The sequence below is a fragment of the Pseudoalteromonas sp. S327 genome, assembly GCF_005886415.1.
In the GTDB taxonomy this organism is placed as follows: Bacteria; Pseudomonadota; Gammaproteobacteria; order Enterobacterales; family Alteromonadaceae; genus Pseudoalteromonas; species Pseudoalteromonas atlantica.
Genome location: NZ_PNDP01000027.1, coordinates 17932 through 30175, shown reverse-complemented (window position 1 = coordinate 30175; position 12244 = coordinate 17932). Strand labels below are relative to the sequence as shown.

Sequence of the window (12244 nt, the reverse complement as noted above, 5' to 3'; positions counted from 1 at the left end):
AATAAGCACCTACGAAAGATAAAACTTTCCCCCTGCTGATTTTATAAAATAGCCACGCTCATCAGCGTCGGCTATTTCAGCCCACTGATAAAACACACTCCGTGATAACCGCGCGCTACACCCATAAGGTAATTGCAAATAAGGCACCGCTGCATTTTTATAGTTTTTTATATAAAGAGGCTGCTCAGCACTGATTAACCATTGCCGTGCTAAATTATCTACACAACACATAACCTGCCCTTGCGCTGTGCTTTCAATATGCCAGCTTACGATAACGAAAGGCGCATCTTGCACCTCTATCGCTATTTTTTCGATGGGTGTTTTTAAATAAAACTGCTCACCTTCTTTGCATAAAACACTGGCAAACAGTTTTACCATCGCAGGACGAGTAATTTCGCTGCCATCGTAAAACCACTGCCCTTGCTCGTTAATCATAATCGGCAGCTCACCACACTGGGCAGGCTGCCAACTATCAAACGGTTTGCTAGGCTCGCTTAATTGCTTACTAAGCGCCGTTAACGAGATCACTGTTTTTTAAGTGTTAGCGCAAAAGTAACTGGTACGGCTGTAGCAACGGCAGGTAAACCAGCTAATTGCTGTAGCTTTTTAACGCCTTCGGTCACACCGAAGTCTTGGCTATTTACAATCACAGGCGTAAACGACGACACACTTAAATCGCCATTTTCGGCACTGCTAACAAGTACATTTATTTTTAATGGCTTTTTATTACCATGAAAATCAAGCTGTGCATCAACCTCTTTTAATACATGCTGGCCCGGCTTTTTAATATTACTTAATTGCTTTTTTAAATCCGCAGTTAAAACTGCATGAGGAAACTTAGCCGCTTCAAATACAAATTGAGTTAAACGTTCATTGCGAATAGGGATCAGTGTTTCTGCAGAGGTTAAGTCTATATTTACACTAAAAGCACCACTGTCTGAAAGTGTTCCTTCTAGGTTAGTAAAATGATGTGCCTCAGCAATCGAGTCTTTTTTGATAGAAACAAAACTTAATTGGCTCTTGTCATTGACTAGCTGCCAATCTGCATGAGCGGCATTAGACAAAGCAACACTTGATAACGATAAACCGATAATGGCTAACGTTTTAAACATAACGCACTCCTAAAATAAAATGAGAATAATAGCGCTTTCGATACTATCACCTGAAATAGGGGCAAACCACCTCAAATTAAAGACGGCGCTAAATTACTTAGCCTGTACAGTTATTAAAAAATTAATAACGATATAACAGCCTATAACTGATGCTTTTTAGGGGCGTAGCGCAACATCCACGCTAATCATTGCGTGAGATAGCTTTACTTGCCTACGTTTGCTTTATAACTGCTTTATACATATACCCGTTTGAGGGCGCGCAAGGTATGGCACAAAAAATAATAAACATAAATGAGCATAAAGTGTGAATAGTAAAAAAGCGCTTTGAGGTGCTATTTAGCTTTAAAGGGCAATCTAATGAGGAAGAAAAAGCAGCCTGCTTAAAACAAGCAGGCCGATATAGCAAACTGGGGAGAAGCTATCAATTTGTTGCACCTTTTCAGATGCATCATCAACAGGATGTCCTACAGGATGAGGACGCGCGCACTTTAGCAAAAGCGCGCATAAAAATACAATGATATTCCGCCAAAATAGTTCGAATTGACGAACATATAACTATTTAATACAAATAGTTGCTTAAATTAACCTACTTTTAACTAAACTTTGTTTACGCGTAGAAATACTTATATCGATTCGCTTAATTGAGTGAGTTATTTAGAGGCAATAAAAAAGCGCCTTGCGGCGCTTTTAAAATGTAAGTATGTTTTAGGTTAGTGGGCTTGTTCCCAGTTTTCACCTTCGTCAGCTTCTACAATTAAAGGGACATCTAAGCTAGCCGCTTGCGACATTAGCTCACAAATCTGCTTTGTGTATGCTTGCGCACAATCGGTTTTAATTTCAAACACCAATTCATCGTGTACTTGCATAAGTAACTTAATGGTATTGGGAGCTTGTTGATTAACCCAGCTATGCACGCTCAGCATTGCTTTTTTAATAATATCAGCGGCTGTACCTTGCATTGGTGCATTGATTGCTGCGCGTTCGGCGCCTTTGCGGCGAGCTCCATTACGTGCATTAATTTCTGGTAAGTGTAAACGACGCCCAAAAATAGTTTCTACATACCCGTTCTCGGCCGCTTTTTCGCGGGTTGTTTCCATGTACTCAAGTACCCCAGGGAAACGCTCAAAGTATTTATCTATGTAGTGCTGCGCTTCGTGGCGTGGTACATCAAGCTGACGCGCTAAACCAAAGGCTGACATGCCGTAAATTAACCCAAAGTTTACTGCTTTAGCTTTACGGCGCATATCTGTGGTTACATCCTCTAGCTCAACCCCAAATACCTCAGCAGCGGTTGCACTGTGCACATCTAACCCATTAGCAAAGGCATTTAGTAGCCCTTTGTCTTGCGATAAATGCGCCATAATACGCAGCTCAATTTGACTGTAATCGGCAGCCACAATTTTATAGCCTTGTGCCGCTACAAATGCCTCACGTATACGACGTCCTTCTTCAGAACGAATAGGGATATTTTGTAAGTTAGGATCGGTAGAACTCAAACGCCCTGTGGCCGTAACAGCTTGATGATAAGAAGTATGCACGCGCTGTGTTTTCTCATTAACCATCAGCGGTAATTTATCGGTATAGGTTGATTTAAGCTTAGATAAACCACGGTGCTCAATAATCACCTTAGGTAGTGGGTAGTCATGGGCAAGTTCTTGTAGCACTTCTTCAGCCGTTGAAGGTGCACCTTTAGGTGTTTTTTTAATGACTGGCAGCTCAAGTTTTTCAAATAAAAGTACTTGCAGCTGCTTTGGCGAGCTTAGGTTAAATGGTTCGCCAGCTATCTCGAACGCTTCTTTTTCAAGTTCAAGTAAACGCTCGCCTAAACGCTGGCTGTGCGCCGCCAGCATGTTGCTATCAATTGCTACGCCGGTGCGTTCAATATCAGAAATAACATTCACTAATGGCATTTCTATTGTTTCAAATACTGACTTTAACTTCTCATCAGCTTCTAATTTTGGCCAAAGTACTTGGTGTAAACGCAGTGTAATATCGGCATCTTCTGCTGCGTAAGGCGCAGCTTGCTCAAGCTCAATTTGATTAAAGGTAAGCTGCTTTTTCCCTTTGCCGGCTATATCTTCAAAGCTAATGTTTTTATGGCCTAAGTATTTAAGCGCTAATGAATCCATGTCATGGCGAGTGCCCACGCTATTAAATACGTACGACTCAAGCATAGTATCAAACTTAATGCCATTGAGCTCATAGCCTGCATTAGCCAGTACGCTCTTGTCGTATTTTAGGTTTTGCCCTACTTTAGCTTTGTTAGCATCGGCGAGGATTGGCCCAAGCTTTTGCATTACATATTCAAGGCTTAATTGCTCTGGTGCACCCGGGTAATCGTGTGCAATTGGTAAGTAAGCAGCTTCGCCTGCTTTTACAGCAAAGCTCATACCTACTAACTGCGCTTGCATGTAATCAAGGCTGGTTGTTTCGGTATCAAAGGCAAATAACTCAGCGCTATTTAGCTGCTCAATAAGCGTATCAAATTGTGATTCGGTTAAGATAGTTTCGTAATGAGCGTCTTCTACTTTTGGCAGTTCATTTGCCTCAGTAGGGAGCGCTTTTTCTGCATCTTTTGGATTATCAAGCAGCTCAGCTAACCAGCGGCGGAACTCACACTCACCATACAGTGCAATAAGCTCATCTTTATTTGGCTCTTGTACTTTAAAGGTATCTAGGTCTGACTCTACCTCAACATCACATTTAATGGTGGCAAGCTCATAACTAAGTGGTAAATGATCAAGAGCATTTGCAAGCTTCTCACCAATCTTGCCTTTAATATCGCCGGCATTATCAATTACACCTTGAAGCGATCCATATTTTTGTAGCCATTTAACAGCTGTTTTAGGTCCACAGCCTTCAACACCTGGGATGTTGTCAACCTTATCACCCATTAGCGCTAAATAGTCGATGATTAGCTCAGGGCCCACACCAAATTTTTCAACAACGGTTTGAGGATCTGAAATGCTGTCGGTCATGGTATTGATTAGCGTAACATGCTCGTTAACTAGCTGAGCCATGTCTTTATCGCCTGTAGAAACCAATACATGGCGCTTTTGCTCAGTTGCTATTCGCGAAAACGTACCAATAACATCATCGGCTTCAACCCCTTCAATACTAATTAGCGGAAAGCCCATCGCTTTAATAATACTGTGCAGTGGCGCTATTTGCGTTCGTAAATCGTCAGGCATAGGCGGACGGTTAGCTTTATACTCGCTATACATGTCGTTTCTGAACGTTTTGCCTTTGGCATCAAACACCACCACCATGTGGCTCGGATCATATTGTTTGATCAAACTTTTAAGCATGTTTACCACGCCATAAATAGCGCCAGTTGCTTCACCTTTAGAGTTGGTTAAATGCGGTGGAGAATGATAAGCACGAAATAAATATGAAGAGCCATCAACTAAAATTAGCGGGTTTTCGGGGATCTGAGCCATGGTGAATTTGGATCCTAAATACAAAAAAGTAATATTATTACAAGCATGCCATAAGGTTGTGAATAAAACGACAGTGAATTACGCTTAGTAGCCATAATTATTGCGGAGCAACCTGTGGATAACTTTGTAGATAACAGCCACGAGCTATTCCTCCAATGCATAATAAAATGCTTAGAAAAATAAATAACTGCTTGTTTTGTTTAAAAAAGATAATACGAGGTTCTTTTTTTATTATTTTAAAACCAATGTGGAAAAAGGTTTTCTAACTGATACATCCGCTGTTAGTCACTTTAGTTATTTGTATCCATTTAAATAACCGGAGGAGTATTCTAGCATAATGGATCAAAGATCATAGCGATCCTTTATAATTTTTTTTACGAGCGCACTGGCAAAAATGGCATAAACCGCAATACAACTTGCACTGCGAATACTTTTTAAACTAAAAAATTATTTTAGTGTGTGTTTTGGCCCGTGTTAAACTTCACCCAAACGACTTATTTAAAATACTTAAGGAGCACAAAAGCATGAAAAAGATAGCTGTAATATTAGCCGGCTGTGGTGTGTACGATGGCAGTGAAATAAACGAAGCAGTATTAACACTGCTACACATAGCTAAAAACGATGCTGCATATCAATGTTTTGCTCCTGATATAGAACAACTTCACACTATTAATCACCTCACCGGTGAAGAAATGCCAAGCAACCGTAATGTACTCACTGAGGCAGCACGCATTGCCCGTGGTGATATAAAATCATTATGCGAATTAAAGGCATCTGAATTTGATGCGTTAATAGTACCAGGGGGATTTGGCGCCGCTAAAAATTTATGTGATTTTGCCGTTAAAGGCGCTGATGCGCAGATAAACGACCTAGTATTAGAGGCCTGTAAACAATTTGCTAATGCACAAAAAGCCGCTGGCTACATGTGTATTGCGCCGGCTTTAATTCCGTTTATATATCCCAATGCTACTTTAACCATAGGTAATGATGAACAGACCGCAAGCGCTTTAACCCAGCTAGGCTCTACACACGCAGCCTGTGCGGTTGATGATATTGTGATTGATGAGGACAATAAACTCGTTACCACCCCTGCTTATATGCTGGCGCAGTCTATTTTAGATGCCGATGCGGGGATCGAAAAACTGGTTAAAAACGTACTAGCATTAGCTTAAATAGTGATTTACTAAGCCACCGATTATAAATGTTTGTTAACTGAAACATGCAATTTTATTGCGTTAACGCAAAAATTAGTCAGTTTTATTGATAAAAACACCAGTGGGCGTTTTATAAATTGTTACACAAAGGTATAATCGGTTTAATTTCCGTCATCTATAATCGTGATTGATCACGTTCAAATCGAAGTGAGCAAGGCAAAATGAAAAAACTATCAGCTGCAGCATTATTAGTGCTAGCAACCACCGCATACGCACAGCCATATGATAACTCTATGACTGAAGATGCGATTAAAAAACGTTTAGCACCAGTTGGCGCTGTTTATCTTGAAGGCGAGAAAGCTGCTGCAGCCGCAGCTCCTACTGGCCCTCGCTCTGGTGAGCAAGTGTACCAAGGCGCATGTTTTGCCTGTCACGGTACTGGCGCACTAGGTGCACCTAAATCAGCTGATGACTGGGCACCGCGTATCGCTAAAGGTAAAGATGTACTGCTTGATCACGCTATCAACGGTTTTAATGCGATGCCGCCAAAAGGAACATGTATGGATTGTTCTGATGATGAGATTAGCGCAGCTATTGATTTCATGACATCTAAATAATTTAATTAAGCCCCTGATAAATAGGGTGATTAATTTAAAAAGGCCTATTTTTATAATAGGCCTTTTTTATTTCTAAAATAATCTTTTTAGTTGCTATTTTAGGGCATTAGTTACTTGACGGTCGCAACTAAAAGTGAAATTATACGTTTAATAAACATACAATAATAAAATAATATGATTCATGTCATCGGAAGATAAGCCCGCGGCACCGAGTAAACTAGCGCACCAAAATAAACGTCTTAAAGCGCTATTAGAAAAGTATAAGCAATCTCACCACTTACAAAATGCCCTGATCCAGCTATCAGAGCAAGCAAGCTCTGTTGCCGAATTAACCTTACTTTACCCCGCTATCCATGACATTTTACAAGCATACCTACCTAGTAAAAGCTTTTACGTGGTGCTTGCTAATCAATATACTCATGCCTTGGAACTTTCTTATTTTTGCGATGAAAAAGATGGTATATCAGTCGCCCTCAATCAAGATAATAGTTTTGAAGAAGGCGCTACAGGCTACGTTTATAAGCTTGGCAAAACCACCTGCTTTACCAAACAAGAAATGCAAAGCGCTGCGCAAAACGGCTTATTTAAAGCACTAGGCTCACCTGCTGAGTACTGGGTTGGTGTCCCTATTTATCAAGAGCAAAACATTATTGGCGTACTTGCTGCGCAAAGTTACGATAAACACCAAGATTACAGCAGCCAGCAAGTGCATTTACTCGAAGTAATGTCTTTATACTTAGCCACAGCCATAGAGCGAGTTAAAAAAAGAGAGCTGCTCGAATCTGAAGTAAAAATTCGTACCCGCGCGCTCACGCAAAGTAATGATGCGTTAAACCTAGAAATTGAACAACGAAAACGCGCACTACAACGCCAACAAATTTTGTTTAAAATATCGGAGTTGGCAACGCAAGCGCAAAACTTAGATGATGCCTATGTAAAAATTCATCAAATAATAAAAACCATTACATACGCAGAAAACTTATACATTGCACTTTATAACAAAGAGACTGGTTGGATTAGCTTCCCGTACTGTGTGGATGAATTTAAAGACAACACCGAGCCAAGGCCCTTTGCAAAAGGTTATAGCGAGCTGGTTATTAGCAGCGAGCAGACCCAACTTATACACCCTAGTAGAGCCAAAGAGCTATTAGAAAGTGGTGATGTACAACGAAATAAGCCAGTACCAGAGGAGCAAATGGCCACCAGCTGGCTAGGTGCTCCGCTTAAAACATCGCAAGGGGTTATCGGCTTAATTGCATGCCAAGCGTATAATAACAATCATATTTTTAGCAAAGACGACTGCGAGCTTATTACTTTTGTATCACACCAAATTGCCACGGTTTTACAAACAAAGTTAGCCACTCAAGCACTTAAATCTAGCCACCAAGAGTTAGAGTATCGAGTTAACGAAAAAACAAAAGCGCTGCAGCAAGCTAACCTACATTTACAAATGCAAATTGATGAGCGCAAAAAAGTAGAGCAACAGCTTTATCATGATGCGCATCACGACTCATTAACAGGCCTGCCTAATCGCAGCTTGTTTTTAACCCAGCTAGAAAAAACACTGCAGCATTACCATCGTTTTCCTGATCATCACTTTGCAGTGTTATTTATTGATTTAGATAAGTTTAAAGATATAAACGATCAACTAGGTCACCATGCCGGCGATCAATTTTTAATAAGTGTGGCTGATTTATTTTCGCATTGTATTCGCGAACACGATTTACTCGCTCGCCTTGGTGGTGATGAATTTGTAATTTTGCTTACCCACTTAACAGAGCTACAACAAGCAGAAGATGTAGCTGATCGCATTATTAATATAATGAAAAAGCCATTTTGCAGTAAAGGTACCTGCATTCAAAGTGGTGCAAGTATTGGTATAACGTACTCAAATTCAAGTTATCAGCATACCGATGAAATTATTCGCGATGCCGATGCTGCTATGTATTACGCTAAAAATGCAGGGCGCGACCGCTATGAGCTGTTCCACCCGTTATTAACACAAACACTAACAAGCGCAGAATCTCCAGCACAGCACCATCTTGATTCACTCCCGATGAGTTTTAGAAGTGCAGATATTATAAACCTTGATGAACAACAGCAATCAGAGTCACTGTTTGAAGCCTTTGGTGAACACCCTGTATTAGGCTATACCAGTTTTGAAGTGCTGAAAAAGTTTGCAACCGATAAAGAGCAGCACCTCCAAGTTGAATTAGAACTATTGCAGCACGCCTATGCCCATGCCTTAGCGGCAAATGTAGCCATGGTATTGTTGCCATGCTCAGGGTTACTTTTAGAAGCGCTTGAATTCAATTTATTTACTGAGGTATTAAGTAAGCTGCAAGGGCAAAGCCAACTGTGTTTATTGTTTGACGACCAAGAAATACGTTACGCCTGTGCAACTCAGCTAGAAAACCTTAAAAAGCTCTCGCAGCTTGGCTACAGCATTGGCTTAAATAACTTTGCAAAAGACCGCTGTGAGCTAAATGCACTGACCGACATTACCTTCGATTATGTATTACTTAGCTCAACCTTTAGTAAACGCGTACTGCAACAAGAAAGCTTTAACTTGCAATTACAAGGTGTACTGGCAATCACTCAGCTAAAAGGCATAAAAGTCATTGCCAAAGGCCCTTCTATACTTAACTTTAGAGCCTTGCTAGATAAATACGGACTAAACTTATTTGTTGCTAAGCAGCAAGGCTTATCGGAGTCAGTAGCGGCTAATAACAACGCCGCGCAGTCTATTAACTAGGTTTTTTCAGCATCGCCCTTAAGTTAGCGACCCGTGCTTGGCCTTTTTCCATGCGCTCAGCTTGCGAGCTTGGGGCTTTTTTGTTTTCAAACGCTAGGTCATCTTGCGGTAACTCTTGCACAAAGCGGCTTAGCTCTGTTTGTGAGGTTTCGCCAAACTGACGACGTATTTTTGCATACGTTAGTGTCAGCTCTTGCTGGGCCCGTGTGATCCCTACGTATGCTAAACGGCGCTCTTCATCTACGTTTTCTTCGTCAATACTTACTTGGTGTGGCAATAACCCCTCTTCCATACCAACCATAAATACGTACGGGTATTCTAAGCCTTTAGATGCATGCAAAGTAAGTAACTGTACCGCATCAGACTCATCTTCTTCCTCGTTACGCTCTAGCATATCGCGAAGCGTTAATTTGCTGACCACTTCAGGTAAGGTCATCGGTTCGTTATCGGCATCTCCGGTGAGCATATCGGTGATCCAACGATACAGCTCTGAGACGTTTTTCATGCGCATTTCTGCCGCTTTGGCACTTGGCGATGACTCATATAAATACGCTTCGTAGTTAATATTACGTACCAAGTCTTTTACCGCTTCGAGTGTATCGCTACGCACTGCATTATCTGAAAGCTCAACAACCCAACGCGCAAACCCCGAAAGCGCATTTAAGCCACGCCCTTTAAGGCGGTAGCCTAGGTCGTTATCAAAACAGGTGGCAAATAAGCTTTGGTGTTTTTCGTTTGCAAGTGTGCCTAGCTTTTCAAGTGTAACGGTGCCTATTTCACGGCGCGGCGTATTAACTATGCGTAAAAAAGCATTATCGTCGTCTTGGTTAACCAACAAGCGTAAATACGCCATAATATCTTTAATTTCTGAACGCGAAAAAAACGACATTCCGCCACTAATTTTATAGGGAATGCGGTTACTCATTAATGATTTTTCAAAACCGCGCGCCTGGTGATTACCGCGATACAAAATAGCGTAATCTTTATAGCTGGTGCGCTTCATAAATTTATGAGAAATTATTTCAGCAACAACTCGCTCGCACTCATGCTCTTCATCCCTACAGCCAATCACTTTAATCGGCTCACCGTAACCAAGCTCACTAAATAGCTTTTTTTCGATATCGTGCGGGTTATTGGCAATTAAAATATTTGCTGCTTTTAGAATGCGCTGGGCACTACGGTAGTTTTGTTCAAGCTTTATGAGCCTAAGGCCGGGGTAATCTTTACTTAACAGTACCAAGTTTTGGGGGCGGGCTCCGCGCCATGAATAAATAGATTGGTCATCATCCCCTACCACAGTAAAACGCGCTCGCTCGCCTACTAATAACTTAACAAGCTGGTACTGGCTGGTATTGGTATCTTGATATTCATCCACCAGCAAATACCTAAATCGTTGCTGCCAACGCTCTCGTGAGGTGGCATTACTACTCAGTAATAAGGTGGGGATCATTATTAAATCGTCAAAATCCAGTGCGTTATATGCTCGCAGCTGGTTTTGATAACGCGCGTAAAGCTGCGCAAATAACGCCTTTTGCGCATCACGTGCTTCGCGTATGGCTTGCTCTGGTAAAATTAATTCATTTTTCCAGCTGCCTATTTGCATTTTCAATAGATTAAGTAGGTCTTTGTCTTTTTTAAGCTCGTCTTCGGTTAAATCACCTAACAGCTGGTTAGTATCTTGGTCATCAAACAGTGAAAAACCTTCTTTAAAGCCAAGCGTTTTGAGCTCTTTTTTAATTATTTCAAGCCCTAGGGTATGAAAGGTTGATACCCACAGCCCTTTCGCTTCTTGCTTATTAAGCGTTTGTAATACACGCTCGCGCATCTCTTTGGCCGCTTTATTCGTAAACGTTACCGCAGCAATATTACGTGCTTTGTACTCGCACTTTTGCACCAAATAAGCAATTTTGTTAGTGATTACGCGCGTTTTACCTGAGCCTGCACCCGCGAGTACTAAACACGGACCACTAATATATTTTACTGCTTCATCTTGTTTTGGATTGAGTTTCATAACGACCATGGAGTTTTAAAAGGCAGCTAATTTTACCGTAACCACAGATACAGGCATAGCCATTAGATTAATTAATTCCATTGTGGTGATCATGTATTAAATACCTTAGGTATAAGGTAATATTAGTCATTATCATTTTAGGGCAACAGCAAGGGACGATTATGATCAATCCAGCAAAACTTGAAGAAATTGCTAAGCAAATCACCAACAACATGCCGCAAGGTGTAAAAAACCTAGCAGATACACTGGAAGGTAAAACCAAACAAGTTTTACAAAATAAGCTGGCTGAAATGGACTTTGTTAGCCGCGAAGAATTTGATGTGCAAAGCCAAGTACTTATTCGTACTCGTGAAAAACTCACAGAGCTTGAAGCAAAAGTTGTGTTACTAGAGCAACAACTAAATGCTAAAAATAACGCCGAGTAGCACGTATTTACGTATGTATACTCAGCCACAAAAAAAGCAGCCAAGGCTGCTTTTTTGCTTTTAGTTTTAACATTTACCCACTATGTATTAAAAAGTGCCTCTAATACATAGTATTGCAGTGGTTGTTGCTGCGCCAAACTTACAGCGCACATTTTTAGCGCCACTTGCTTACCCCTAATGGGTTTATAACGTTTTAAAAAAGGAAGTTGAGTAATAACAGGTAACACAAATGCGCCTATTTGCTCAGCTATTCGCGTATCGTTTCGCTCACCTATTAATAAAGACGGCTGGAATATACTTACTTTTGCAAAGCCCAGCGTTTTTATGTGCTGCTCAAGCTCGCCTTTCATTTTTAAGTAAGGGCTGATGCTGTGTGCATTAGCGCCGCTTGATGACACCAAGCAATAATGACTCACTGCATTGTTAGCCGCCATTTGCGCCGCAATAAACTGATAATCAAAATCAACTTTACGCTGCGCCGCGGTTGAGCCAGCCTGCTTTTTAGTAGTGCCCAAACACGAAAAAAACACATCCCCTTTAAATAACGCGCAGTAGTTGGTTAAACAATCAAAATCAATAACCTGATTAGTGAGCTTAGTATGTTCAACGTCCAGCTTACGGCGAGTTATAGCAATCACATGGCCAAACGCAGGGCTTTGCAGTAAAAGCGTTAATAGCTCACTCCCCACAACCCCTGTTGCCCCTATGATTATCGCCGTTTTAGTCATTG

9 protein-coding genes are annotated in these 12244 nt (G+C 41.1%); 4 read left to right on the top strand and 5 right to left on the bottom strand.

Annotated elements, in window-relative coordinates:
* Nucleotides 1-9: 9 nt before the first annotated feature.
* The 3 genes from CWB60_RS08915 to polA all read right to left on the bottom strand — a co-directional run bounded on the left by CWB60_RS08915 (nt 10) and on the right by polA (nt 4552).
* The gene (locus tag CWB60_RS08915) at nt 10-528 is read right to left on the bottom strand and encodes a DUF1285 domain-containing protein (protein ID WP_138577679.1); all 519 of its coding nucleotides are present in this window, start codon (nt 526-528) and stop codon (nt 10-12) included.
* The gene (locus tag CWB60_RS08910) at nt 525-1112 is read right to left on the bottom strand and encodes a YceI family protein (protein ID WP_024032161.1); all 588 of its coding nucleotides are present in this window, start codon (nt 1110-1112) and stop codon (nt 525-527) included. Before CWB60_RS08910 ends, CWB60_RS08915 begins: the two co-directional genes overlap by 4 nt.
* A 710-nt stretch (nt 1113-1822) precedes the next feature.
* The gene (gene polA / locus CWB60_RS08905) at nt 1823-4552 is read right to left on the bottom strand and encodes a DNA polymerase I (protein ID WP_029773397.1); all 2730 of its coding nucleotides are present in this window, start codon (nt 4550-4552) and stop codon (nt 1823-1825) included.
* Between the two features lie 524 nt (nt 4553-5076).
* Between polA and elbB the strand changes: the two genes are divergently transcribed.
* The 3 genes from elbB (at nt 5077) to CWB60_RS08890 (ending at nt 9078) form a co-directional block, all read left to right on the top strand.
* Nucleotides 5077-5724, top strand: a complete 648-nt coding sequence (elbB, locus tag CWB60_RS08900) for an isoprenoid biosynthesis glyoxalase ElbB (RefSeq protein WP_138577677.1) — start codon at nt 5077-5079, stop codon at nt 5722-5724.
* 203 nt (nt 5725-5927) lie between these two features.
* Entirely contained in the window at nt 5928-6323 is a 396-nt protein-coding gene (locus tag CWB60_RS08895; protein ID WP_004589305.1) for a c-type cytochrome, read from the top strand.
* A 181-nt stretch (nt 6324-6504) separates the two neighbouring features.
* Complete coding sequence (locus tag CWB60_RS08890) at nt 6505-9078, top strand: sensor domain-containing diguanylate cyclase (protein WP_055254670.1); 2574 nt, start codon at nt 6505-6507, stop codon at nt 9076-9078.
* Here the strand turns inward: CWB60_RS08890 and rep are convergent.
* A complete protein-coding gene (gene rep / locus CWB60_RS08885; RefSeq protein WP_004589303.1) occupies nt 9071-11089 on the bottom strand; it encodes a DNA helicase Rep in 2019 nt (672 codons plus the stop codon). The genes CWB60_RS08890 and rep overlap by 8 nt on opposite strands.
* A 161-nt stretch (nt 11090-11250) precedes the next feature.
* On the opposite strand from rep, the gene ubiK reads away from it, so the two are divergent.
* Complete coding sequence (ubiK, locus tag CWB60_RS08880; protein ID WP_004589302.1) at nt 11251-11514, top strand: ubiquinone biosynthesis accessory factor UbiK; 264 nt, start codon at nt 11251-11253, stop codon at nt 11512-11514.
* 80 nt (nt 11515-11594) lie between these two features.
* Here ubiK and CWB60_RS08875 read toward each other — a convergent pair whose 3' ends face one another.
* Nucleotides 11595-12242, bottom strand: a complete 648-nt coding sequence (locus tag CWB60_RS08875) for a Rossmann-fold NAD(P)-binding domain-containing protein (RefSeq protein ID WP_138577675.1) — start codon at nt 12240-12242, stop codon at nt 11595-11597.
* Between the last annotated feature and the right edge of the window lie 2 nt (nt 12243-12244).

Coding starts and splice junctions, on each gene's coding strand:
- CWB60_RS08890 (WP_055254670.1), top strand. CDS start 6,505: ATGTCATCGGAAGATAAGCCCGCGGCACCGAGTAAACTAGCGCACCAA.
- CWB60_RS08895 (WP_004589305.1), top strand. CDS start 5,928: ATGAAAAAACTATCAGCTGCAGCATTATTAGTGCTAGCAACCACCGCA.
- CWB60_RS08910 (WP_024032161.1), bottom strand. CDS start 1,112: ATGTTTAAAACGTTAGCCATTATCGGTTTATCGTTATCAAGTGTTGCT.
- rep (WP_004589303.1), bottom strand. CDS start 11,089: ATGAAACTCAATCCAAAACAAGATGAAGCAGTAAAATATATTAGTGGT.
- polA (WP_029773397.1), bottom strand. CDS start 4,552: ATGGCTCAGATCCCCGAAAACCCGCTAATTTTAGTTGATGGCTCTTCA.
- ubiK (WP_004589302.1), top strand. CDS start 11,251: ATGATCAATCCAGCAAAACTTGAAGAAATTGCTAAGCAAATCACCAAC.
- CWB60_RS08875 (WP_138577675.1), bottom strand. CDS start 12,242: ATGACTAAAACGGCGATAATCATAGGGGCAACAGGGGTTGTGGGGAGT.
- elbB (WP_138577677.1), top strand. CDS start 5,077: ATGAAAAAGATAGCTGTAATATTAGCCGGCTGTGGTGTGTACGATGGC.